Here is a 23,116-nt window from a genome sequence, read left to right on the forward strand (position 1 = left end):
ACCCCTCGATGGCGCATCACAAATTGATAACAAGAAACCCTTGCCACCGTTACCTCGCCGTTATACATTCATTGCACGGTAGATGTTTTGCTGTGGCAGCTACCGACATGTGATTGCAGGACACTCTTGGTGCAAAGGGACAAGGGCCGGCTGGATGCCTCTCCAGCCGGCCCTTACTGCGTGACGCGTCAGACGGTCGCGCTCAGGCGACGACGCACGATCAGCACCACGCCGAGACCGAGCAGCGCCGCCCCGGCACCGCCCGCGACCCACAGCGGGGCGGACTGACCACCCGTCGACGCGAGCTCGTCGTCGACAGCTGCGGGCTCACTGTTCCCGATCGTCACGGCGGCCCAGCCGACGAGTTCACCCGACTCGTCGACGACGGCGACACGGTGCGCACCCTCGTCGAGGTCGGCCGGCAGCGCGAAGCTCGCCGAGCCGGCGGCATCCGCGGTCGTCCCACCCAGCGCCGTCGGCGTCGAATAGATGAACCCGTAGTAGCGGTCACCGGCGGTCAGACCCGAGACCACGACACGGTCGCCGCGGACGGATGCCTGGATGCGGCCCTCCGCCGCCGCCGGCAGGTCGTCGCCGTTCGCGACGGGAGCGCTCGGCGAGCCGCCGGTCGAGGGCAGCGAGGGCTGCGGCGCCGGGGTCGCCTCGGGGCTGGGGGTCGGCTCCGGGGCCGGGGTGGGCTCAGGGGTGGGGGTCGGCTCGGGAGCCGGGGTCGGCTCGGGGGTCGGCGTCGGCTCCGGGGTGGGCTCGCCACCGGCATCCCCGATGACGATCGAGCCGTCGTCCTTCACGGTGACCTCCGCGGCCATCGCCGCAGCGAGGTTCATGCGCTGCCAGCTCTCCTGCTCACCCACGTCGAGCGGATGACCGGAATCCGCTGCCGTCAGGGCGAGCAGCTGCCGACGCTGTTCGGGCGTCAGGTCGGGCTGGGTCGAGACCAGCAGCTCCTCCGCACCCTCGGGCACGACGACGGGGGCACCCTTGGGTCCGACGTCGGGGAAGCCGTACCCGAGGCGCTCCTCGTAGTAGGCCAGGGCGTCTTCCGTGGACATGTAGGGGGCGTCCTCGGCGATGCAATTCTCGAGCGTGTCACCGCACCCGGCTTCGAGGACGTCGCGGATCTCCTGACCCGCCTCCTCGACGAGAGCGCGCATCTCGGGGTCGGCGAGGCGCAGCGCGATGATCTTCTGGCCCATCATCCGACCGCTGATGACGTCGAGCGCGTAGTGCGCCGCCATGACGATGCGGTTGTCGGACGCCTCGGCCGTGCGAGCGAGGATCTGCGGCGCGAGCTCGGGCAGCATCTCGGCCAGCGCCGTGCCCTGCCAGTAGGCCTGCGACGTGTGTCCCGACGGATACGATCCGCTCGTCGAGCCCCACGCGTCGCCGCCCTCCTTGTCGCGGTACTCGAGCTGTGTCGTCGTGTCGAGTCGCAGGTACGGGCGGTCGTAGTCGAAGTAGTTCTTCGGTGGGTTGCTCGACGAGGTCGAACCGAGCTTCCCGCTCTCCTTGCTCAGCAGCCACGTGGTCTTCGGCAGCTCTCCTGCCACAGCAGCCTCGGTGTAGATCGCGCCGAGCTTCTGGCCGAACGCGTCGGCCATGCTGATCGACATGTCCTCGTACTGGTCGACGATCGCCCGCTGCACCTGCTCGTCGGACGCGGTGAGGTTGATCCGGCTGGTGATCTCGTCGTTGTAGTCCATGACGGCGGCGTTGCCGCCCTCGCCGCGGTCGGTGCGCAGGTCGTCGAAGACGTCCATCATCCGCACCGACCAGTTGTCGGCACTGGGTGAGCTCGAGTCTCCCGTCGAGGCGGTCGCGTCCGACGTATACGTCGCGTTCTTCTGCTCCTCGGTGAAGCCGGTGGCGGCGAAGGCCGGTCCGGCGGTCAGGGTGCAGGCGACGAGGACACCGAGTCCGCTGATCGCCGCGCCGACGCGGACGCCGGTTCTGCCTGTGTGTTTCTTCACGCTCACGGGCGCGCCTCACTTCCGTTGGTTGCGGGGTTGGTCGCAGACTACCGAGGCACGCACGACTTGTCAGGACATAGCAACAAGGGCCTTCATGAGAATCCTCTCTTCGACGGGAGAACGGAGCGTGGCGGCGTGGTTGCCAGGGGGTGTCGAGCCGTCGGGGCGGCGTCGACGGCGACGCTACAGTTGACGCCATGACAGACCGCCGCCTCGCCATCGCCGCCTGGGAGAGTCTCTTCCGCGCGCAGCACGAGGTGCTGGCGGAGATCGGGCAGGACTTCGAAGGGCACGAGCTGTCGAGCGGCGAGTACGACGTGCTGCTCACGGTCACCCGCGGCGAGGACCACACCGCCCGACTGCGCGACGTGACGGCGAACATGCTCATCAGTCAGCCGAGCGTCTCGCGGCTGGTGGACCGGATGGTGACGCGCGGCCTGGTGTCCAAGTGTCCCGACCCTCAGGACGGGCGCGGCGCCCTCATCCGAGCCACGGAGAAGGGTGCGACGATGTTCCGCCGCCTCGCGACGACGCACGGGCGCACGATCGCCGAGCGGATGTCGGTGCTCACCGACGACGAACTGGCTCAGCTCGAGAAGCTGACCGCACGCCTGCGCGGCGTCTGACGAGACGAGAATCGCCCCGCACCCGAGACGGGGTGCGGGGCGATCGTCATCTCATCGCCCTGACGGCGGGTCGATCACTGGTCGATCGGCTGCGGCTCGCTCTCGCGCGCCGAGATGGTCGGAGCCGAACCGTCGGCGACCACCTCGACCTTGCGCGGCTTGGCCTTCTCGCTCACCGGGATGGTGACGGTCAGGACGCCGTTGTTGTAGGTCGCGGTGATGGCGTCGGTGTCGATGCCCTGCCCGAGGTTGAGCTGGCGGAGGAAGCTCGCGGTCTCACGCTCGCGCGTGATCCACTTGACCCCCTCGCCGGACGACAGCGTGCGCTCGGCGCGGATGGTCAGCAGCTGACCGTCGACGTCGATGTCGACCGAGCCCGGGTCGATGCCGGGAAGGTCGGCGTTCAGGACGTAGTGGTCGCCGTCGCGGTACAGGTCCATCGGCATCCGTCGCGGGCCGCGGCGCGTGTCGAAGAGCGTCGACGCCAGGCGGTCGATCTCACGGAACGGGTCGTAGGTCGCCATGATTCTCTCCTTTGTCGTGTGGTCTCAAAGTTGAGCCCCAGCGGCTCAAGTAGGTCTAGATTAGCACTCTCCCTACACGAGTGCCAATGGTTCTCCGACGGCGAACGAGCCTCGTCGAGGTCCCCGTAGGCTGACGTCATGAGCGCCGCCGAGACCGCCCCCGAGCCCGCCGACCCCTTCCTCTGGCTGGAGGAGATCGACGGCCCCGCGGCCCTCGCGTGGGCCTCGGCACGCACTGCGGAGACCGAGGCCGTCTATGCCGGCGCGGCGAGGGACGCGCTCGAGAGCCGGCTGACCGGCATCCTGCAGGACCCCGATCGACTCGTCGTGCCGAGCCGGCACGGCGATCTCATGTACGACCTGTGGCGGGATGCCGACAACCCGCGCGGCCTCTGGCGCCGGACATCCCTCGCCGACTTCGCGGCGGGCTCCCCCACGTGGGATGTGCTGCTCGACATCGACGCGCTCGGCCGCGAGGAGGGCGCGTCCTGGGCCTTCGCCGGCGCGACCCACGGCCCCGCCGGCAGCGGACGTGCGCTGGTCCGGCTCAGCCCCGACGGCGGTGACGCGGCCGTCGTCCGGGAGTTCGACCTCGAGTCCCGGCGATTCGTCGACGACGCCCCCTTCATCCTCGGCGCCGACAAGCACCGCGTCTCGTGGATCGATCGGGACACCCTGCTCGTCGCGACGGCGCTGCACGGCGGCGACACCACCGACTCGGGCTACCCGATCAGCGCACGCGCGTGGCGGCGCGGCGAAGGGCTCGATGACGCTCCCCCGATCGTCACCGGCGAGCCGTCGGACGTCGGCGTCTTCGTGCACGTCGACCGCACGGCGGGCACGGCGACACCGATGGTCGTCGTCGCGCACGACTTTTTCCACTCCGAGGCGTGGGTCTGGGACGGCGGCGAGCCGCGCCTGATCGCCGTGCCGCAGGATGCCCACGCCGATGTGCACGGCGACCTCGTCGCCGTGCGGACGACGACCCCGTGGCGCATCGGAGATACGACGCATCCGTCGGGCACCCTCCTCATCGGTCCCCTGGAGACCGTGACGAGCGGCGACGGATCCGACCTGCGCGTCGCCTTCATCCCGACGGACACCGCGGTGCTGGAGTCCTGGACCTGGACGAAGACCCGCCTCGTCCTGTCGGTCCTGGATCGGGTGCAGAGCAGGCTGGTGTCGCTCGACCCCGTGACGCTGACCGGTGACGACCTCGATCTGGGCCTCGGCGACGACGACCTCTTCAGCGCCAACGTCGCGACGGCGGACGCCGACGAGGACGACCAGCTCTGGATCGTGGCACGCGGATTCCTGACGCCGCCGACCCTGCTCGTACTCGACCCGGGAGCGGCGCCGCGAGTGGTCGACCGGAGTCGGGCGACCTTCGACACGACCGGGCTCGTCGCCGAGCAGCACTGGGCGACGTCGGCCGACGGCACCCGCGTGCCGTACTTCGAAGTCGGCCCGCGCGAGCGCCGCGGCGCCCTGCCCGTGCTGATGAACGGGTACGGCGGCTTCGAGCACGCCCTCACGCCCGAGTATCCGACGATCGTGGGACCGGCGTGGCTCGAACGGGGCCGCGTCTACGTCGTCGCGAACATCCGCGGCGGAGGCGAGTTCGGTCCGGAGTGGCATCTCGCCGCGCTTCGCGAGAACCGGCACCGCGCCTACGAGGACTTCGCCGCCGTCTCCCGTGACCTCGTCGCGCGCGGCGTGTCGACACCGGACCGCATCGCCTGCCACGGGCGCAGCAACGGCGGGCTGCTCGTCGGCAACATGCTGACGCAGTACCCCGACGATTTCGGCGCGATCGTCTGCGGGGTCCCCCTCCTCGACATGCGCCGGTACACGCGCCTCTCCGCCGGCGCCAGTTGGATCGCCGAGTACGGCGACCCCGACGATCCAAGCGACTGGGAGTTCGTGAAGACCTTCTCGCCGTACCACCTGATCGAGCCCGGGCGGCGGTACCCGGCATCCCTCATCTACGCCGCGGCCAGCGACGACCGGGTAGGGCCCGTGCAGGCGCGCAAGATGGCGGCCCGGTTGGCGGGCGAGACGGATGCCGAGGTGCACTACCTCGAGCCCGTCGAAGGCGGGCACGCGGGGACGATCGATGCCGCGGCGACGGCCGCCCTGCACGCGACGATCCACGCCTTCCTCGACAGCACGGTGGGCCGCGCCGACTGAGGGGCGGCGCGGCGCCCTCTACGCTGGGGGCGGGAGGTCCACCGCATGAGCACCCTGGGGGACGTCGAGGACGAACTCGCGGCCACGCTGGCCGCCGTCGCGCACCGCACGCGCGTCGACGATGCCGCAGCTGACCGCATCCGCCGGCATCTTCCCGATCTCCAGGCCGCCCTCACGCGCCGGTCCGAGGCGGCATCGACGCTGCTCACCGACCTCGCTACGGCGGCGGTCATCGCCGCCAACAGTCGCTCCCTCGACCTGAAGGTCCACGGCGAGCAGCGCGCAGCGCACGCGGCGAGCGCGCGGTCGCGCTTCGCGCTCGGAGCGGCGTGCTACGCCGACCGCTACGCGGGCAACCTCGCCGGGCTGCGCGAAGAGATCCCCCGGCTGCGCGATCTCGGCGTCAGCGTGCTCCACGTCCAGTCGCCGTTCGCGCGCCGCGAGGACGGCACGGTGGACCTGCGTCGCGGCGACCCCGGGCTCGGCTCCATCGACAGGCTGACGGATCTCGCCGCAGACCTGCGCCTGTCGGGAATCTCCCTCGCCGTCGATGTCGCCCCCGATGGCTCCGTGAGCACCTTCGTCGATGATCTGCTCTTCCTCGCCGGCCGCGGCGTCGAGGTCTTCCTCGTCGCCGACCGCGAGATCGCGGAGATCGCCGCCCCGGTCCTGGCGATCGGCGCGCCCGGCGTCGAGGTGCTGGCCGCCGCACCGGAATCGTCTGCCCTCTGGCAGGCGTTCGCCACCGGAGACGCCGCCCCGCTGCAGCGGGCGGTGGAGCAGCGCGACGGCAGGGGCGACGTCGTCGCCGTCCGCGACGCCGATGCGGTGAGATGGGAGACGGATGCCGCCGAGCTCACCGAACGCTACACCGACGGCCGCTCCTTCGCCCGGGGCCTCGAGACGGACAGCGGCGTCGCCGGGACGACCGCCTCGCTGGCCGGTGTCGAAGCGGGCGACCCGCTCGGCGAGGCCCGCGTTGCTCTCGCACACGCGATCCTCTTCAGCGTGCCGGGCCTGCCGATGCTGTGGCTCGGCGACGAGGTCGGCCAACTCAACGACCCGACGTTCCGCGACGATCCGGAGCGACGGGACGACCCGCGGTGGGCGCACCGGGGACAGAAGCCGCGGGATCGCTACGCGCAGATGACGGATGCCGCCACCTCGGCCGGCCGCATCCATCGCGACATCACGAAACTCATAGCCGTGCGTCACACGACGCCGGAGCTCGACGGCTCCCGGCTGATCGGCTTCGATGTGCCGGTGCCGTCCGTCGCGGGATATCAGCGACCGGGCGACCACGCCGTCGTGCTGGTGCTGGCGAACACCGCCACCGAGCCGGCGCACGTGCCCGCCGTCACCCTGTCGGGCTTCGCCGCGACGGCGCTCGACCTGATCGAAGGGATCGAGGTCGGAATCGACGAAGGGCTCACGCTGCCCGCCTGCGGTTTCCGCTGGCTGCGCGTGAGCCCTGTCGCCTGAGTCCGGCGGAGGTCAGTCCTCGACGACCGTGACGGTGACCTCGATGTTGCCCCGGGTGGCGTTCGAGTAGGGGCACACCTGGTGCGCGGCATCCGCGAGCGCCTGCGCCTCGTCGTGCGGCAGGTTCGGGATGACGACCTCGAGCTCGACGGCGAGCTGGAACCCGCCCTCGCCGTTGGAGCCGATGTGGACGCGCGAGCCGACGCTCGTGTCCTCGAGCGTCACCTTCTGGCTGCGCGCGACGGCCTGCAGCGCGCCGTGGAAGCACGCGGCGTAACCGGCCGCGAAGAGGAGCTCGGGGTTGGGGGCTCCGCCGGATCCGCCCATCTCCTTCGGCACGCGGACGTCGGTGTCGAGGATCCCGTCCACGGTGCGGACGTGGCCGTTGCGGCCGCCTCCGGTCGCGAGGGCCTCTGCGGTGTAGATGGCTTCCATGGGGGTCCTTTCGTCAGGAGGCGATCGCCTCGTCGGTGGTGCGCATGACGCGGTTCAGGTCGTGGACCACGTCGAGCAGCATCCGCGCCTTCTCCTCGGTCAGTCCGGTGCAGCGCGCGATCTCCGCACCGACGACGGACAGCTCCGAGCGAAGCGTGCGGCCGTCGTCCGTCAGCGCGACCTCGACGACGCGTTCGTCGTGCAGGTTGCGTGTGCGGGAGACGATGCCGCGCGCCTCGAGGCGGCGGATGAGCGGCGACAGCGTGCCCGAGTCGAGGAACAGTTCTTCACCCAGCTCCTTGACCGACCGGGGATCGTGGTCGCCGAGAGCGACGATGACGAGGTACTGCGGGTACGTCAGCTTCCACGGTGCGAGCACACGCCGATACGCCTGCCCGAACGCATGGCTGGCCGAGTACACCCCGAAGCACACCATCTGATCGATCGCTCTCATGTGATCATGGTTGCACGCAACTGAATTGTGCACAACTTATTCAGTCGACCGAAACACGAAAGGCCCCGCCGAAGCGGGGCCTTTCCTGGACTGTCTCAACACAGTGTGCGCCCGAAGGGACTCGAACCCCTAACCTTCTGATCCGTAGTCAGATGCTCTATCCATTGAGCTACGGGCGCATGGCCTGTTTCCGGGCCGAGGAACAGCATACGTCACGGCGGCCCGCATCCGAAATCGGGGCCTACTCGAGCTCGCCCGGATCGACGCCGGCGGGACCGGACTCGAGGATCGGTTCCGGTTCGGCGCCCTCTTCGCGCAGCGCCTGCTGCTTGGCGACGCTGCGGCGGTGGGCGCGGAGCTTGGGCAGATCGACCAGGCGCAGCGCCTGCATGCGAGCCACCCTCATCCGGTCGTAATCGGCGTCGAGGTCGGGGCGTGCCGCCGTGATGCGCAGCGACCGGTCGATGTTCTTCGACACCTCTGCCCAGGCCGCGTCCCGCGCGTCGGTGATCAATTTGCGGAGCTCTTCCTGGTCCTCCGCCCGCGCCCTCAGCTCCTTCGCGACGTGCAGCGACTGCTTGCGGCGACGATGGAGGTTGCGGACGTCGCGACTGCGGTAGTCGTGCGTGCCGCTCGAGTCGGAGTAGCGGGTGCGCGCCGCCTTGCGCTCGCGATCGGTGCGGGCGGCATCCGCTTCGGCCTCTTCAGCGAGCGAGACGAGGATGTCGCGGGCGTCGGCGACGAACCGCTCCGGATCGAAGTCGTCGCCGTCGACGAGGATGTCGACGAGGATGCGATTCTTCAACGCCAAACGCGTCGCCGCGGACGCGATGTAGAGCCCCTCGGCGACGACATCCCGGGTCCTGACCCGTTCCTTGTCCGTCACGCTCACCCCTCGCGACCAGTCTACCGAGGGGGATGCCGCTCAGCCGAGCGACGGCAGGGCGTGACCGGCAGGCCCGTCGCCGCGCAGCGGCGGGAACCGCCACGCGATCGATGCGGCACCGCCCGGCGCGATGTCGACTCGCAGAAGGTGCGGCGTCTGGATCATGCGCAGCTGCGCGTGCCACGTTCCGTCGGCGCCGACGCCCGCAGCCGCACGGAACGGAACCGCGTCGAGGCCGGCGGCCGGCGCAGGCCACTCCCCCGCCGCCCAGGCGCCGCGACCGACGGGGAGCGACACCTCCAGCCCGTCCCCGACGAACCGGATGGTCCAGCCTTCGTCCGTCTCCGCCACCTCCACGCGCTGAACGCCGGGCACGGCCTCGCCGAACGAGAACGGACCGACGATCGGGGTGCTCACGTCGGCGTCGAACGTGCCTGAGAATCCCGCACCGCTGTCGTCCGGCAACGGCAGCGCCAGCGCGGTCAGCCGCGCACCGAGCGACGCGTCGGCCTCCGCCGTGCCCGCGCCGGTCATGGCGGGGCGCAGGTGCTCCGTGATGAGGCTCAGCAGCTCCTGCATGTCGATCGTCTCGCCGGTGGTCACGATGACCGCGTCCTCCTCCGGCCATACGATGATGAACTGCCCGTACGCCCCGTCGCCGCGGAAACCGTGCCGGTTCATCCAGTACTGGAAGCCGTAGCCCTGCTGCCAGTCAATGGGCTCGGGGGCGCCGGGACCGCGGTGTGCCGTGTCGTTCGCGACCTGCGGCGAGGTGGCCGTCGCGACCCACTCGGGGTCGAGGACCTGCTCGCCCCTCCAGCGCCCGCCGTCGAGGACGAGCTGCCCCGTCTTGGCGAGCGACTCGGTGAAGACGTGGATGCCGCTGAAACCCATCTCGACGTCGCCGAGCATCATCCACTGCGCTTCGTGGATGCCGAGCGGCTCGAGCAGACGCGGTCGCAGATAATCGAGGATCGTGCCGCCGGTGGTCTTCGCGACGAGGCGTCCGACGCCGTAGATGGTCGGCTGGTTGTACGCGAACACGGTGCCCGGCTCACGCTCCGGCGGAACACGGAAGAAGCCGCCGAGGACGTCGCCGCCGACCTCTCCTGCGGCGGCCGCAGCGCGGTCGAGCGCCTCGTGCTCATGCCCGCTCGACATCGTGAGCGCGTGGCGCACGAGGTAGCGACGGTACTTCTCGTCGACGTCCTCCGGCACGAGCTCGGGGAAGTGGTCGATCATGACGTCGTCGAGTCCGAACCGCCCCTCGGCGACCGCGAGACCGGCAGCAGCGGAGGTGAACGTCTTCGACAACGAGTAGACGAGGTGCTTCAGGTCCGGCGCGAACGGCTCCCACCAGCCCTCGGCGATGACGGCGCCGTGGCGGAGCACCATGATGCTGTGCATCTCGGCCTCGGTCTGCGCGACCGCGTCGACCAGTCGCTCGACACCGGCGGCGTCCACCCCCTGCGCGGACGGAGTGGACCGGGGCAGGGAAGAGGACGTCGACGTCATGTCGCCATCCTAGGGATGCCGGCGGGTGCTCAGATCGCGGCGATACGCCACGACGCCGAGAACTCGGCGCCGGGCTCGAGAACCAGCAGCCCCGCGTCGTAGTCGTACGCCGACGCGTTGAACGCATCGGGCGCGCAGGTCATCGGCTCGACCGCGACGCCGTTGCGGTGCGCGGGGTTCGCCGGCCCGTCGGGCTTGTCGCCCGTGTAGACCTGCACCCACGGGCACTCGGCTCCCCACGTGACCTCGACGCCGACTCCCGAGGGATCGGTCAGACGCAGGACGGCGGTGCCGTCGGCATCCGTCTCGAGGTCGGTGAAGGCGTGGTCCAGCTGCACGTCGCCAAGAGGCCGCGGCGCGCGTCGGTCGAATCGATCGGGATCATGCTCGGCGACGGGGTGGAGCGCCACGGGGCTGAGCCGGTCGGGGGTGACCTCGAGGACGGATGCCGCGGGCAGTGCGAGCGTCCATTCGTCGAGCGGCGCCGGGCCCGCCGTCAGGTACGGATGGGGGCCGGTGCCGAACGGTGCGGGACGGTCGCTGAGGTTCCGCGCACGGACCGTCTGCGTGAGACCGTCCACCCCGAGCGCGTACGTCGTCTCGACGCGGATGCGCCAGGGGTACCCCGACTGGGGGACGACGGTGGCGCCGAGGGTGACGGTGCTGTCGCTGCCGGCGACCTTCTCGAAGTCCGTCCACGACAGCAGGCCGTGCAGCGCCTGCGAGCGTTCGGGTTCGGTCAGGGCCGTCACGAGCTCCTGCCCGTCGAACGTGTACGTGCCGTCCACGATGCGGTTCGGCCACGGGGCAAGAGTGGTGCCGCGGTAGTCGGGGCGCACCTCGTCGGCGTCGAACGCGACGATGAGGTCGCGGTCGTCGTGGCGCAGGACGCGCAACGATGCGCCGGTCGAGGCGATCACGGCCTCGTAGGAGCCGAGGCGCAGGGTGTGCTGGGTGCCGGAGAGCGGCGGAGCGGAGGTCACGGGCGGAGCATCACTTTCAGGGCGGCGCGGTCATCCATCAGGCGGTAGCCGTCGGCGGCTTCGCCGAGGCTCAGTTCGCGATCGAAGACGGCCCCGGGGTCGACTGTACCGTCGAGGACGCCCGGCAGGAGGTCGTCGATGTACGCCCGCACCGGAGCGACCCCGCCGGTGACGGTGATGTTGCGTTCGAACTGCCGCCGCTGCAGCGGAGCGTCGGCGTACTGCGGTACACCGACGCGGGTGACGGTGCCACCGGCGCGCACGGCGCCGAGCGCCTGCTCGTACGCCGGCAGGTGGCCGACCGCGTCGATGACGACGTGCGCACCGAGACCATCGGTGAGTTCGCGGACGTTCGCGACGCCCTCCTCGCCGCGCTCGGCGACGACCTCGGTCGCGCCGTACCGGCGGCCCAGATCCGTGCGCGCCTCGTGCCGGCCCATGAGGATGATCCGCTCGGCACCGAGCTGCCGCGCTGAGAGGACGGCGAGCAGGCCGACCGCGCCGTCGCCGATGACGACGACGTCCGCCCCGGGTGCGACACCGCCGGTCACGGCGGCATGCCAACCCGTGCCGTACACATCGCTCAGCGTCAGCAGGCCCGGCATCCGCTCGTCGCCCTCGGCGACGTCGACGCGGTAGAGCGTGCCGTCGGCGAACGGAGCGCGCCGGCGCTCGGCCTGCGCGCCGCCCGCGCCGGTCGGGACGGAGATGCCGGCGAAGCGGCAGGAGGTCTGCAGTCCTGCCCGGCAGAACTCGCATTCGCCGCACGAGAAGACGAACGGCACGATGACGACGTCGCCGGGCGACACGGTGCGGACCTCGGCGCCGACCTCCTCCACGACCCCGATCATCTCGTGACCCATCGACCGCCCGCTCTCGCTCGGGGTCATCGAGTGGTACGGATGCAGGTCGCTGCCGCACACGCAGGCGACGACCGTGCGGAGGACGGCGTCGGTGGGCTGTTCGATCCGAGGCTCGGGGACGTCGATCACGCGGACGTCGCCGGGGCCGTACATATACGCAGCTCGCATCCCTGAATTCAACTACGGATGCGGGGAGGTGTGGCTGTGCGAGGCTGTCGCCATGGCCGCTCTCCACGATGTCGTCGTCATCGGCGCGGGCCTCGCCGGGCTGCGCTGCGCGACGCTGCTCGCGCGGGAAGGACGCGACGTCGTCCTCCTGGACGCAGCCGATGAGGTCGGCGGCCGGCAACGCACCGACCGCGTCGACGGATTCCTGCTCGATCGGGGGTTCCAGGTCGTCAACCCGCGCTACGACGCGCTCGCCCGGGCGATCGACCCGGGCGACCTCGACCTGCGGGCATTCCCGGTCGGCGTGCGGGTCGTGCGCCGCGGCAGGTCCCACGTCCTCGCGCACCCGCTGCGTCACCCCGAGCTGTTGCCCGCGACCGTCGCGGGCGCGCTGTCGGGACTCGCCCCGATGCGCGACCTCGCGGCCGCCGCCCGGTGGCTGCGGCCCGCGCTCATGGATCCCTCGTCGGCCGCGGCCGGATCCGACGAGACGTTGCATGAGGCGTGGGAGCGCACCGGCTTGACCGGGCCGCTGCGTCGCTCGGTGCTCGAGCCGTTCCTGACGGGTGTGCTCGCCGATGACGGTGGCGCGACGTCCGCGAACTACGCGACGCTGCTCGCGCGCCTGTTCGCACTGGGGCGGCCGGGCGTGCCCGCAGCGGGCGTCGCGGCGCTTCCCCGGCGTCTCGCCGAACTCGCTCGGGAGGCCGGTGCGCAGGTCCGCCTCTCGCATGCCGTCACCGGCGTGGACGAGAGGGACGACCGCGTCGAGGTGGCGGTCAGCGACGCGGAGACGATCGCGGCACGCGACGTGGTCGTCGCCATGGGCGGCGAGGCGGTCTCGAGGCTCACCGACCTTCCCACGCCGCCGATGCGCGGGCTGCAGACGTGGTGGTTCGGCACGGATGGCGGGGCACCGGCATCCGCTCTGCTGACCGTCGACGGCGACCGGTCGGGGCCGATCGTCAACAGCGTGGTGATATCGCGCACGGCACCGGCCTACGCCCCGCCGGGGCGCCACCTCGTCTCCGCGAGCTGCCTGCTGGGCAGCGATGCCGACGAGCAGGACGTGCGCCGGCAGCTGGAGCGGATGTGGGGCGGCGAGGCGCGCGGCTGGGAGCTGCTGCGGCGGGACGACATCCCGCACGCGCTGCCCGCGCTGCACCCACCGATGCGCCACCCCTCGCCCGCACGTCTGTCGGAGCGAGTGGTCGTCGCCGGGGACCACCGGGAGACCCCGTCGATCGCCGGCGCGCTCGTCTCGGGAGAGCGCGCGGCACGGGCCGTCCTGCGCTGAGGACTACGGGCGGTCGCCCGTGGCGACGGGCCGCTCCGGGTGGTTCGACCACTGGCTCCACGACCCGCCGTAGAGCGCCGCGTCGATGCCGGCGAGGCTCAGCGCGAACGCGGCCTGGGCGGCCGAGACCCCCGAGCCGCAGCTCACGCCGACCGCCGTGCCGGCCGTGACGCCGAGCGCCTCGTAACGCTCGCGCAGTTCGTCGGGCGATCGGAAGCGGCCGCGCTCGTCGACGTTCCCACCCGTCGGAGCGTTGACCGCACCGGGGATGTGACCGGCGCGCGGATCCATCGGCTCGACGTCTCCGCGGTACCGCTCGGGCGCGCGCACGTCGAAGAGGATCCCGGATCCCGGGAGCGCCGCGGCCTCGTCGATGTCGAGACGCGGAAGGTGTCCCGGTGTCAGCGCGACGTCACCGCGGGCAGCGTGCACGGCGCCGGATTCGAGCGCCAGCCCGGCGTCGCGCCAGGCCTGCAGCCCGCCGTCGAGGACCCGGACGTCGGACACCCCGGCATCCGTCAACACCCACCAGGCTCGGGCGGCACCGAAGGTCTGCCAGTCGTCGTAGACGACGACGGTGTCGCCGGTGTCGACGCCCCACCGTCGCGCTGCCGCCTGCAGGTCGGCGACCTCCGGCAGCGGATGCCGGCCGTCCTCCGGCGCGCCGTGGGCGGCGAGCTCGTCGTCGAGGCTCACGTACACCGCGCCGGGCACGTGACCGGCCTCGTAGTCGGCCCGGCCGTCGGGCCGGTCGAGGCGCCACCGGACGTCGAGAACCGTCAGTGGCGCGGCATCCCGGATCAGTCGGTCGAGTTCCTGGGGAGCGATCAGTCGCGCGCGTGCCATGGCTCGACCCTACGACCGCGCGCCGCGCTGCGCCGAGCCGACGCGATGTGTCGGCATCCGCTCGCGACGGCGGCAGTTCGCGTCGGCTCGACGGGCCTCGCGACGCAACGGGGCCCCGAGCCGGAAAGCTCGGGGCCCCGTTGACGCGGGTGCGGGGCGGTGCGCCCTGCCCGCGGGCGGTCAGTCGCCCAGGATGCCGTCGACGAGGTCGTTCACGTCGGACGACACGTCGCCGACGGTGCTGTCGACGTCGCCCGTGATGCCGTCGACGAGGTCACCGGTCGTGTTGGTGACGTCGCTCGTGATGTCGCCGGTCTCGGTGGTGACATCGTTCGTGACGTCGCCCACCTCACCGCTCACGTCAGGCGAGACGTCCGTGTCGGTCTCGGGCGAGATGTCGGTGTTCGGCGAGACATCCGTGTCGTTGCCCGAACCCACCTCGTTGCCGCTGCCGACCTCGTTGCCCGAACCGATCGGAGCATCGATCGACGTCTCATTGCCCGAGCCGAGCGGTGCGTCGACGCTGTTGCCGGAGCCGACGGGTGCGTCATTGCCGGAGCCGATGTCGCCCGTCGAGATGTCGCCGACGGACACGAGGTCGCCGCCGCCGATCGATCCGCCCAGCAGGTCGTTGATGTTGAGGACGTCGGTGAAAGCCTCCGTCGCCGTCGTGGTGGTGGTGTCCTCGCTCTCGGCCGCGTTGGCGGGCAGAGCGAATCCGGCGGTCAGGGCGACCGCGGCGAGTCCGGTGGAACCGAGGACGAGGGTCCGCTTCAGGTTGGTACGCATGTGTCTGTTTTCCTTCCTTCAGTGCGGCTTTCGCACGATCGGTCATCCGGGGGCCACCGTGGATCGGATTGGCACAGAACGACCGGATCGGCGTCGGCGCCATCGCGAGCGCTCGTGAGAGCCGCGTGTTTCCGGGGCTGTCGTCGAAACCTGAAAACTCCTTATGCGACGTGATGATCCGTCGTGGGCGGCCGGCCGCGCGATCGCGATGAGCCGTCGCAGATGGTCGCTTTCCGAGACCGTCGAAGACCATCCGGGGCGGGTCACGGCGGAGCGCGGGGACCGGATGCCGAGACAGCGGATCGACCGCTGCGAGAAGAGTCTGTTACCGACGGGTGAACGACTCCCGGACAATCTGTCAGCCCGCGTGCTCGACCGTCCGGATCCGTCCGATTCCCTCCGGAGACGATTGCACGGGGTCGATCCGGACGTATTGAATGACGCGAAATGCGCCCCACCCGGCGCAGGAGCGGAGAACCCGTGACGATGGCACCCGAAGCCTCCCTGCAGGACGCGACCCGGACGAGCGTCCGAGAAGGCTCCGTCGTGCTGACCGATGTCACCAAGCGATACGGCGATCAGACGGCCGTCGATCGACTCTCGCTCACCATCGAGCCCGGCGAGTTCATCTCGCTGCTCGGCCCGTCGGGCTGCGGCAAGACGACCACCCTGCGCATGATCGCCGGTTTCGAACACCCGGATGCCGGGCTCATCTCCATCTCCGGGGCCGATGTGCGGGGCACGCCGCCCAACAGGCGCGACGTCAACACGGTCTTCCAGGCCTACGCGCTCTTCCCCCACATGTCCGTCGCCGAGAACGTCGCCTACGGGCTGACGCAGCGGCGGACCCCGAAGTCCGAGGTGCAGGAGCGTGTGACGGCCGCTCTCGACATGGTGCAGATGCGCCGCTTCGCCGCTCGACGTCCCACCCAGCTCTCCGGCGGTCAGCAGCAGCGCATCGCCCTCGCCCGAGCGCTCGTCAACCGGCCGTCCGTCCTTCTCCTGGACGAACCGCTCGGCGCCCTCGACCGGCAACTACGCGAGGAGATGCAGCTGGAGCTCAAGCTGCTGCAGTCACGCCTGGGCATCACCTTCGTCTTCGTCACGCACGACCAGGGTGAAGCCCTGTCGATGAGCGATCGCATCGCGATCATGCGCGACGGGCGGATCGAACAGCTCGCCGACGCCGACACGGTCTATTCGCGGCCGGCGACGGCCTACGTCGCCGCGTTCGTCGGGCAGCAGAACTTCTTCCGCGGCACGGTGACCGACGGCGGCGCGGGCATCGACACGGCCCACGTGCGCGTCCGGTCGTCCGCCGGCGCGCTCCCGTCCGGCACCGGCAGCGCCGCGGTACGCCCCGAGAACGTCACGATCGAGGGCGACACGGATGCCGCGGCGCAGCCGAACGAGGTGCGCGGGGAGCTCCTCGGCGTCTCGCACCTCGGCGAGACCATGCAGTACCTCGTCCGGCTCGGCGACGATCAGAGCCTGATCGTCCGCCGCCCGACGCCGCAGGCTCCGCGGCTCGCTCTCGGCGACGCCGTGGTCTGCCGCTGGCGGCCGCAGGACGTGCTGCTGTTCCCCTCGGACGACGCCGCCGTCGAGGCGGGTTACGTCGCCCCTCCCACCGAATGACCCCTGCACCGCACCACCACCGACCCGGAGGCACCCGATGACCGAGCCGAACCCGATCCGCGTCCTCGCCCACGCCGATGCAATCCCCTTCATCCGTCGCGAGATCTCACGTCGTCAGGTCCTCAGCCTCGCGGCGCTCGGCGGGGCGGCTGCCCTCCTGGCCGCGTGCGCGCCCGGTGGCGGCTCGAGCACCGGACCGCAGGCGCAGGCGAGCGGCGGCGCTCTGGAAGACGCGCTCTCGGTGTACACGTGGGGCGACTACGACTCCCCCGACGTCGTCTCCGGCTTCACGTCGTCGCTCGGTCCGAAGGTCTCGCTCGACTCGTACAGCTCGAACGAGGAGCTCATCGCGAAGCTCGTCGCGGCGAAGGGCACCAGCGGTTACGACATCGTGGTCCCCACCGGTGTCTTCATCCCGCAGATGATCGAGAACGGGCTGCTCACGAAGCTGAACAAGGACCTCCTTCCCAACCTGTCGAACCTCGACCCGTCCTCGCTCGGCCGCGCCTGGGACCCCGAGAACGAGTACTCGGTCTGCAAGGCGTGGGGCACGACCGGCTTCGTCTACGACAAGACCGTCATCACCCGCGAACTGACCACCTGGTCGGACTTCTTCGACGCCGCGCAGAACGAGGCCAGCGGCCGCACGAGCATGTCGGATGACCCTGCGGGCATCATCGGTGCCTACTTCTGGGCGAACGACCTGGACTGGAACACCCAGGACGCCGACCAGCTCGAGGCGTGCCGGGCGTTCCTCGTGAACGAGATCGCGCCCCACATCTCTGCCTTCGACTCCTACCCCGGAACGAACGCGATCCCGCAGGGCACGCAGGTGCTGATGCAGGCGTGGAACGGCGATGCTCGACTCGGCCTGCTCGAATCCAGCGAGCCCGACCGCTGGCAGTGGGTCCTCCCCGGCCCCGTCACCGAGCTGTGGATGGACAACTGGGCGATCGCAGCGGGTGCCCCGCACCCCGAAGCCGCGCACGCGTTCATCAACTACTCGCTCACACCCGAATCGCTCATGCTGTCGCTCGACTACATCGGCTACAACGTCGGCGGCAAGGACATGCAGTCCGAGGCGGAGGGCGCCGGCATGGAGCTGACCGACCTCATCTTCTTCACCGAGTCCCAGCTCGCGACGATGCACGAGCAGCAGCTCAACGACTCGCAGACGACGCGTGTCGAGATCTGGAACGAGATGAAGGCCGCTGCGGGTGCGTAGACGCTCGCTCGGCGGCCTGCTCGCCCTGCCCGCCTGGGCGTGGCTGGTGGCCTTCTTCGTCGCCCCGGTGCTGCTGGTCGTGTGGTTCAGCTTCGGTTACAAACCGGGGATCTTCGGGACGCACGCGAACGACGTGCTCTCGTTCGACCGCTATGTCGAGGCCCTGTCGCCGACGTTCTTCACGACCTTCCAGAACACCCTCTGGGTCGGCGTGCTCGGCACCGTACTGTGCTTCCTCATCGGCGCACCCGTGGCGTACTGGATGGCGTTCAAGGTGCGACCGCAGCGCCGCGGCATCCTGCTGGCCCTCATCCTCATCCCGTTCTGGACGAACTTCCTCGTCCGCACCATCGGGTGGCAGGTCATCATCGCGCCGGAGGGATGGCTGTCGTCCACCTTGCAGCAACTCGGCCTGCTGGACGGGCCGCTCGACCTGCTCTACACACGCGGCGCGGTCCTGCTGGGCGTCGTCTACAACTACCTGCCGCTCATGATCCTGCCGCTGTTCGTGGCCTTCGACCGTGTCGGCCCGCTGGTGCGAGAGGCATCGAAGGACCTCGGCGCCGGCAAGCTCGCCACGTTCGCCCGGGTGACGCTGCCGCTCTCGCGACCCGGCATCGTGGCGGGCGTCCTGCTCGTGTACATCCCGCTCATGGGCGACTACATCACCGCCACCGTCCTCGGCGGCGCCCAGGGGAACATGGTCGGCCAGCTCGTCGCGAGTCAGTTCCAGACCGCCCAGAACTGGGCGCTCGGCTCGGCGATGGCCGTCGTCCTCATGCTCGTCATCGCGCTGAGCATCGGCGTCGCCGCCGCCCTCGTGTGGCTCGTCCTGCTGCCGATGCGGCTGCGGAACCGTCTGGAGATCCCGGCATGAGCGTGACCACCAAGACCGAGGCGATCCTGCGCCGCAGCGAGGGCACGCTGCCCGGCAGCGACCGCCGGGCCCACCGCTCCTGGAGCGATCTCGCCCTCAACGTGTGGGGCATCCTCGTCGTGCTCTTCCTGTTCGCCCCGATCATCGTGATCGTCGTCTACTCGTTCAACACCGGACGGCTGCTCGTGTCCTGGGACGGATTCGGACTCGATGCCTTCGCGACGATCCTCGAGAAGCCCGCGGTGCAGAACGCCGTGCGGGTGTCGATCGTGACGGCGGCCTTCTCCGCCGCGATCGCGACGGTCCTCGGAACCCTCGCGGGCATCGCGATGGCGCGCCACCCCGGCAGATGGGTGTGGTGGTTCCTGGGGCTGCTGCTGTTCGTCTCGGTCACACCCGAGATCGTCGACGCCGTCGCCCTGCTCCCCTGGTTCGTCATGCTCGGGCAGGATGCCGGTATGGCCGTCTTCAACGACGGCATCGTACGCCTGTCGATCGGCGCCTCGCTCTTCTCGACCGCCGTCGTCTCGTACCTCGTCCGCGCCCGTCTCGTCGGGCAGGAGGCGAACCTCGAGGAGGCCTCGAGCGACCTCTACGCCTCGCCGCTGACGACCTTCCGTCGCGTGACCCTGCCGTTGGCCGCACCCGCGGTCTTCGCCGGCTTCCTGCTCTCGTTCACGCTCGGCCTCGACAACACGGTCATCGCCGCCTTCGTGCAGGTGTCGGGATCGACGCCCTGGCCGGTCTACGTCCTCAGCGCCGTGCGGTCGGGGCTGCGCCCCGAGATCGCGGCGGTGTCGACCGTCATGCTGCTGCTGACCCTCGTCGCCCTCGCCGTCGTCGCGATCGTCCTGCGTCGGGCGGGCGACTCGGCCACCGACATCGCCCGCACCATGGGAGGAGGATGACCGTGGCATCCGCTGACCTCGTCTTCACGGGCGGTCCCGTGTTCACCGCCGACACCGTCCGATCACGCGCGTCCGCCGTCGCCGTGTCCGGCGGTCGCATCGTCGCCGTCGGACACGACCTGACCGACCTCATCGGACCGCGCACCGAGGTGGTCGATCTCGCCGGTCGCCTGCTCGTGCCGGGCTTCCAGGACGCCCACGTGCACCCCGTGTCGGGCGGACTGGAGCTGCTCCGCTGCGACCTCGGCGAGGGCACGACCGAGGCGGACTACCTCGCGACGATCGCGGAGTACGCGGCCTCCCATCCCGACGAGGAGTGGATCCTCGGCGGAGGGTGGGCGATGTCGGCCTTCCCTGGCGGGACACCTACCGCGGCGGTGCTCGACCGGGTGCTGCCGGACCGCCCCGCCTTCCTCCCGAACCGCGACGGGCACGGCGCCTGGGTGAACTCGGCCGCGCTCCGCCTCGCCGGCATCGACCGAGACACCCCCGACCCGGACGACGGACGGATCGAGCGGGATGCCGACGGCCACCCGACCGGCACGCTCCACGAGGGGGCGATGTCGCTCGTGAACCGGCTGATCGACGACCCCTCGCCCATCTTCCTGCGCGAGGCGCTGCTCGCCGGCCAGCGGTATCTGCACTCGTTCGGGATCACGGCGTGGCAGGACGCGATCGTCGGCACCTACAGCGACCTCGTCGACCAGGGCGAGACGTACCGGGAAGCTGCCCGCGACGGTTCGCTCACGGGCAAGGTGGTGGGCGCGCTCTGGTGGGACCGGACGGCGGGGCTCGAGCAGATCCCCTCGCTCGTCGACCGCCGGGACCGCTTCAGCCACGGCCGCTTCCAGGCGACGAGCATCAAGATCATGCAGGACGGCGTCGCCGAGAACTTCACCGCCTCGATGCTCGCGCCGTACCACGACGGTCACGGCCATCCCACCGACAACTCGGGGATCTCGTTCGTCGACCCCGAGATCCTCGACGAGGCAGTCCCGCAGCTGGACGCGCTCGGCTTCCAAGTGCACTTCCACGCGATCGGCGACCGTGCCGTGCGTCAGTGCCTCGACGCCGTCGAGCACGCGATCGCCCGCAACGGTCGCACCGACGGCAGGCACCACATCGCGCACCTGCAGGTGATCCACCCCGACGACGTCGCACGATTCCGGGAGCTCGGCGTCGCCGCCAACATGCAGTCGCTCTGGGCGACCTACGAGCCGCAGATGATCGACCTCACGCTGCCTTTCCTCGGCGAGCCGCGGATCGCCTGGCAGTATCCCTTCGGCGACCTCCTCCGCGCCGGGGCGGTCCTCGCGGCGGGCAGCGACTGGTCGGTGTCGACACCCGACCCGCTCGCGGCCATCCACACGGCGGTGAACCGCAAGGCCGCACCAGGACACGAGGAGGGCGAGTACGAGGCGTTCCTGCCCGAGCAGGCCATCGACCTCGCCACCTCGCTCACGGCCTACACGGCGGGGTCGGCCTGGGTGAACCACCTCGACGAGACGACCGGGACGATCGAGGTCGGCAAAGCCGCCGACCTCGCCGTCCTCGACCGTGATCCGTTCGCCGGCCCCGCCGACCGGATCGGGGCCACGCGCGTGCTGCAGACCTTCGTCGACGGGTCCCGGGTCTACGCGTCGGAGGACGCGTGAGCGCCCATACGACGGTCTTCGAGCGGCAGCCACCGGCGGCATCCGTCATCGACCACGGCCTCGACGGCAGCCGTCATGCGGTGTTCTGGACGGAGGACGTGCCCCGCGCCCTGCGCCCCGACCGGCCGCGGCTGCACGGCACGCACCGCGCCGACCTCGTGGTGGTCGGTGCGGGGTACACCGGCCTGTGGACGGCGTTGCTCGCCGTCACCCGGGATCCTGGCCTGCGCGTGCTCGTTCTGGAGGCGAACCGCGTCGGGTGGGCGGCGTCGGGGCGCAACGGCGGGTTCTGCGAGGCGAGTCTCACCCATGGCCCCGAGAACGGACAGGCGCGCTGGCCCGATGAGATGCCGATGCTCGACCGACTCGGCCGCGAGAACCTCGACGCGATCGCGGCCGCCGAAGGCGACTACGGCATCGACATCCAGTTCGAGCGGACGGGGCAACTCGCCCCCGCCGTCGAGGAGCACCAACTCGCCTGGCTCGAGGAGTGGGCCGCCGACGACCCGCACGTGACACTGCTGGACGAGGCGGCCGCCCGACGCGAGGTCGGCTCGCCGACGTATCTCGGCGCCGTCTGGGAGAAGGACACGACGGCGCTCGTGCACCCCGGCCTGATGGCGGCCGAGCTCGCCCGCGCCTGCGAGGAGCGCGGGGTCGTGATCGCCGAGCGGACCCACGTCCGGTCTGTTGAGACCCCGCCCGCGGGAGGCGTCTCGGTCGTCACCGACGACGGCCGGGTGGATGCCGCGCACGCCGCCCTTGCGACGAACGTGTTCCCCTCGCTGCTGCGCCGCAACCGCCTCATGACCGTGCCGGTCTACGACTACGTCCTGATGACGGAGCCGCTCAGCGAGGCTCAGTGGGACGCGATCGGATGGCGGAACCGCCAAGGCATCGGCGACATGGCGAACCAGTTCCACTACTACCGGCCGACCCGGGACGGACGGATCCTCTTCGGCGGCTACGACGCCGTCTATCACTACGGCCGGCGGGTCGACCCGCGCTACGAGGATCGTCCGGAGTCGTGGCGCCGGCTCGCGAGTCACTTCTTCACGACGTTCCCGCAGCTCGAGGGGCTGCGCTTCTCGCACCGCTGGGCCGGCGCGATCGACACCTCGACCCAGTTCACGGCGTTCTTCGGCACCGCCCGACGCGGACGGGTCGCCTACGCCGCCGGGTTCACCGGCCTGGGTGTGGGGTCGACTCGATTCGCCGCCGAGGTGATGCTCGACCTGCTCGACGGCCGGGATACCGAACGCACCGCACTCGAGATGGTGCGCAAGCGCCCCCTCCCGTTCCCGCCCGAGCCTGTGGCCGCGATCGGGATCGAAGCGACCCGGTGGTCGCTCGACCGCGCCGACCACCGCCGCGGTCGGCGCAACGCCCTCCTGCGGGCCCTGGACGCGCTCGGTCTCGGGTTCGACTCGTGAGCGTCCTCGAGCCGCAGACGGAGCAGGATGCCGCATCCCTCGTCATCCCGCTCACACCCGTGCCCGCGGACCAGGTCGTCGACGGCGCACCCGAGGCGGGCTTCGTCGAGCTGACCGCCGTGGTCGGCGTGTGGGAGCACACCCCCGGCACGTCGACCGACGTCGAGGACGACGAGGTGTTCGTCGTCCTCTCGGGTCGCGCGACGGTGCGGTGGGCAGGCGGCGAGCTGACGCTCCGCCCCGGCACCGTCGGCCGTCTCAGCGCCGGCACCGAGACGATCTGGACGGTCACCGAGACACTGCGCAAGGTCTACGTGACGGGCGGCGCGTGACG

General features: G+C 70.7%; 21 protein-coding genes and 1 tRNA gene. 11 read left to right on the forward strand and 11 right to left on the reverse strand.

Annotated elements, in window-relative coordinates:
- Positions 1 to 188 precede the first annotated feature (188 nt).
- Positions 189 to 1,994, reverse strand: coding sequence for a phosphatase PAP2 family protein (locus tag AB0259_RS07535; RefSeq protein WP_366222533.1), 1,806 nt, complete (start codon positions 1,992 to 1,994; stop codon positions 189 to 191).
- 191 nt (positions 1,995 to 2,185) lie between these two features.
- Between AB0259_RS07535 and AB0259_RS07540 the strand changes: the two genes are divergently transcribed.
- Positions 2,186 to 2,614 carry a MarR family winged helix-turn-helix transcriptional regulator gene (locus tag AB0259_RS07540; protein WP_251578387.1) on the forward strand — a complete coding sequence of 143 codons (429 nt, stop codon included), beginning with the start codon at positions 2,186 to 2,188 and terminating at the stop codon, positions 2,612 to 2,614.
- Positions 2,615 to 2,688: 74 nt separating this feature from the next.
- On the opposite strand, the gene AB0259_RS07545 is transcribed toward AB0259_RS07540, so the two are convergent.
- The gene (locus tag AB0259_RS07545) at positions 2,689 to 3,138 is read right to left on the reverse strand and encodes an Hsp20/alpha crystallin family protein (RefSeq protein WP_251578385.1); all 450 of its coding nucleotides are present in this window, start codon (positions 3,136 to 3,138) and stop codon (positions 2,689 to 2,691) included.
- 138 nt (positions 3,139 to 3,276) lie between these two features.
- Between AB0259_RS07545 and AB0259_RS07550 the strand changes: the two genes are divergently transcribed.
- Both AB0259_RS07550 and AB0259_RS07555 read left to right on the forward strand, forming a co-directional pair.
- Positions 3,277 to 5,328, forward strand: coding sequence for a prolyl oligopeptidase family serine peptidase (locus AB0259_RS07550; RefSeq protein ID WP_366222531.1), 2,052 nt, complete (start codon positions 3,277 to 3,279; stop codon positions 5,326 to 5,328).
- A gap of 45 nt (positions 5,329 to 5,373) precedes the next feature.
- Complete coding sequence (locus tag AB0259_RS07555) at positions 5,374 to 6,810, forward strand: hypothetical protein (protein ID WP_366222529.1); 1,437 nt, start codon at positions 5,374 to 5,376, stop codon at positions 6,808 to 6,810.
- A gap of 12 nt (positions 6,811 to 6,822) precedes the next feature.
- Here the strand turns inward: AB0259_RS07555 and AB0259_RS07560 are convergent, their stop codons facing one another.
- The 7 genes from AB0259_RS07560 to AB0259_RS07590 form a co-directional block, all read right to left on the reverse strand.
- Positions 6,823 to 7,245: an organic hydroperoxide resistance protein gene (locus tag AB0259_RS07560; protein WP_251578378.1), complete on the reverse strand. Its 423-nt coding sequence runs from the start codon at positions 7,243 to 7,245 to the stop codon at positions 6,823 to 6,825.
- A gap of 13 nt (positions 7,246 to 7,258) precedes the next feature.
- Positions 7,259 to 7,699 carry a MarR family transcriptional regulator gene (locus AB0259_RS07565; protein WP_366222527.1) on the reverse strand — a complete coding sequence of 147 codons (441 nt, stop codon included), beginning with the start codon at positions 7,697 to 7,699 and terminating at the stop codon, positions 7,259 to 7,261.
- Between the two features lie 106 nt (positions 7,700 to 7,805).
- Positions 7,806 to 7,878, reverse strand: a tRNA-Arg gene (locus tag AB0259_RS07570).
- A 62-nt stretch (positions 7,879 to 7,940) separates the two neighbouring features.
- Entirely contained in the window at positions 7,941 to 8,585 is a 645-nt protein-coding gene (locus AB0259_RS07575) for an asparagine synthase (protein ID WP_366222526.1), read from the reverse strand.
- Between the two features lie 39 nt (positions 8,586 to 8,624).
- A complete protein-coding gene (locus AB0259_RS07580) occupies positions 8,625 to 10,100 on the reverse strand; it encodes a serine hydrolase domain-containing protein (protein ID WP_366222524.1) in 1,476 nt (491 codons plus the stop codon).
- Between the two features lie 29 nt (positions 10,101 to 10,129).
- On the reverse strand, positions 10,130 to 11,083 hold the full coding sequence (locus tag AB0259_RS07585; protein ID WP_366222522.1) for an aldose 1-epimerase family protein: 954 nt from the start codon (positions 11,081 to 11,083) through the stop codon (positions 10,130 to 10,132).
- Positions 11,080 to 12,114, reverse strand: a complete 1,035-nt coding sequence (locus AB0259_RS07590) for an alcohol dehydrogenase catalytic domain-containing protein (protein WP_366222520.1) — start codon at positions 12,112 to 12,114, stop codon at positions 11,080 to 11,082. The genes AB0259_RS07585 and AB0259_RS07590 overlap by 4 nt, the downstream gene beginning before the upstream one ends.
- A gap of 52 nt (positions 12,115 to 12,166) precedes the next feature.
- Between AB0259_RS07590 and AB0259_RS07595 the strand changes: the two genes are divergently transcribed.
- Positions 12,167 to 13,411 carry an NAD(P)/FAD-dependent oxidoreductase gene (locus AB0259_RS07595; RefSeq protein WP_366222518.1) on the forward strand — a complete coding sequence of 415 codons (1,245 nt, stop codon included), beginning with the start codon at positions 12,167 to 12,169 and terminating at the stop codon, positions 13,409 to 13,411.
- A 3-nt stretch (positions 13,412 to 13,414) separates the two neighbouring features.
- On the opposite strand, the gene AB0259_RS07600 is transcribed toward AB0259_RS07595, so the two are convergent.
- Both AB0259_RS07600 and AB0259_RS07605 read right to left on the reverse strand, forming a co-directional pair.
- Positions 13,415 to 14,257 (reverse strand): sulfurtransferase, encoded by an 843-nt coding sequence (locus tag AB0259_RS07600; RefSeq protein ID WP_366222517.1) that lies wholly within the window; start codon positions 14,255 to 14,257, stop codon positions 13,415 to 13,417.
- Between the two features lie 180 nt (positions 14,258 to 14,437).
- On the reverse strand, positions 14,438 to 15,046 hold the full coding sequence (locus tag AB0259_RS07605) for a hypothetical protein (RefSeq protein WP_366222516.1): 609 nt from the start codon (positions 15,044 to 15,046) through the stop codon (positions 14,438 to 14,440).
- Between the two features lie 486 nt (positions 15,047 to 15,532).
- On the opposite strand from AB0259_RS07605, the gene AB0259_RS07610 reads away from it, so the two are divergent.
- From AB0259_RS07610 to AB0259_RS07640, 7 genes are read left to right on the forward strand one after another with little or no spacing between them, the layout of a single operon-like run.
- A complete protein-coding gene (locus AB0259_RS07610; RefSeq protein ID WP_366222720.1) occupies positions 15,533 to 16,684 on the forward strand; it encodes an ABC transporter ATP-binding protein in 1,152 nt (383 codons plus the stop codon).
- Between the two features lie 37 nt (positions 16,685 to 16,721).
- A complete protein-coding gene (locus AB0259_RS07615) occupies positions 16,722 to 17,909 on the forward strand; it encodes a spermidine/putrescine ABC transporter substrate-binding protein (protein ID WP_366222515.1) in 1,188 nt (395 codons plus the stop codon).
- The gene (locus tag AB0259_RS07620) at positions 17,902 to 18,786 is read left to right on the forward strand and encodes an ABC transporter permease (RefSeq protein ID WP_251578356.1); all 885 of its coding nucleotides are present in this window, start codon (positions 17,902 to 17,904) and stop codon (positions 18,784 to 18,786) included. The genes AB0259_RS07615 and AB0259_RS07620 overlap by 8 nt, the downstream gene beginning before the upstream one ends.
- Positions 18,783 to 19,694 (forward strand): ABC transporter permease, encoded by a 912-nt coding sequence (locus AB0259_RS07625; RefSeq protein ID WP_366222514.1) that lies wholly within the window; start codon positions 18,783 to 18,785, stop codon positions 19,692 to 19,694. Before AB0259_RS07620 ends, AB0259_RS07625 begins: the two co-directional genes overlap by 4 nt.
- Positions 19,691 to 21,349 carry an amidohydrolase family protein gene (locus AB0259_RS07630; RefSeq protein WP_366222513.1) on the forward strand — a complete coding sequence of 553 codons (1,659 nt, stop codon included), beginning with the start codon at positions 19,691 to 19,693 and terminating at the stop codon, positions 21,347 to 21,349. The genes AB0259_RS07625 and AB0259_RS07630 overlap by 4 nt, the downstream gene beginning before the upstream one ends.
- Positions 21,346 to 22,782, forward strand: coding sequence for an FAD-dependent oxidoreductase (locus tag AB0259_RS07635; protein WP_366222512.1), 1,437 nt, complete (start codon positions 21,346 to 21,348; stop codon positions 22,780 to 22,782). Before AB0259_RS07630 ends, AB0259_RS07635 begins: the two co-directional genes overlap by 4 nt.
- On the forward strand, positions 22,779 to 23,114 hold the full coding sequence (locus tag AB0259_RS07640; RefSeq protein WP_366222510.1) for a cupin domain-containing protein: 336 nt from the start codon (positions 22,779 to 22,781) through the stop codon (positions 23,112 to 23,114). The genes AB0259_RS07635 and AB0259_RS07640 overlap by 4 nt, the downstream gene beginning before the upstream one ends.
- Positions 23,115 to 23,116 lie beyond the last annotated feature (2 nt).

This window comes from Microbacterium sp. NPDC080005 (assembly GCF_040702445.1).
In the GTDB taxonomy this organism is placed as follows: Bacteria; Actinomycetota; Actinomycetes; order Actinomycetales; family Microbacteriaceae; genus Microbacterium; species Microbacterium oleivorans_D.

Coding starts and splice junctions, on each gene's coding strand:
- AB0259_RS07540 (WP_251578387.1), top strand. CDS start 2,186: ATGACAGACCGCCGCCTCGCCATCGCCGCCTGGGAGAGTCTCTTCCGC.
- AB0259_RS07545 (WP_251578385.1), bottom strand. CDS start 3,138: ATGGCGACCTACGACCCGTTCCGTGAGATCGACCGCCTGGCGTCGACG.
- AB0259_RS07550 (WP_366222531.1), top strand. CDS start 3,277: ATGAGCGCCGCCGAGACCGCCCCCGAGCCCGCCGACCCCTTCCTCTGG.
- AB0259_RS07555 (WP_366222529.1), top strand. CDS start 5,374: ATGAGCACCCTGGGGGACGTCGAGGACGAACTCGCGGCCACGCTGGCC.
- AB0259_RS07560 (WP_251578378.1), bottom strand. CDS start 7,245: ATGGAAGCCATCTACACCGCAGAGGCCCTCGCGACCGGAGGCGGCCGC.
- AB0259_RS07565 (WP_366222527.1), bottom strand. CDS start 7,699: ATGAGAGCGATCGATCAGATGGTGTGCTTCGGGGTGTACTCGGCCAGC.
- AB0259_RS07580 (WP_366222524.1), bottom strand. CDS start 10,100: ATGACGTCGACGTCCTCTTCCCTGCCCCGGTCCACTCCGTCCGCGCAG.
- AB0259_RS07590 (WP_366222520.1), bottom strand. CDS start 12,114: ATGCGAGCTGCGTATATGTACGGCCCCGGCGACGTCCGCGTGATCGAC.
- AB0259_RS07595 (WP_366222518.1), top strand. CDS start 12,167: ATGGCCGCTCTCCACGATGTCGTCGTCATCGGCGCGGGCCTCGCCGGG.
- AB0259_RS07600 (WP_366222517.1), bottom strand. CDS start 14,257: ATGGCACGCGCGCGACTGATCGCTCCCCAGGAACTCGACCGACTGATC.
- AB0259_RS07605 (WP_366222516.1), bottom strand. CDS start 15,046: ATGCGTACCAACCTGAAGCGGACCCTCGTCCTCGGTTCCACCGGACTC.
- AB0259_RS07610 (WP_366222720.1), top strand. CDS start 15,533: ATGGCACCCGAAGCCTCCCTGCAGGACGCGACCCGGACGAGCGTCCGA.
- AB0259_RS07615 (WP_366222515.1), top strand. CDS start 16,722: ATGACCGAGCCGAACCCGATCCGCGTCCTCGCCCACGCCGATGCAATC.
- AB0259_RS07625 (WP_366222514.1), top strand. CDS start 18,783: ATGAGCGTGACCACCAAGACCGAGGCGATCCTGCGCCGCAGCGAGGGC.
- AB0259_RS07630 (WP_366222513.1), top strand. CDS start 19,691: ATGACCGTGGCATCCGCTGACCTCGTCTTCACGGGCGGTCCCGTGTTC.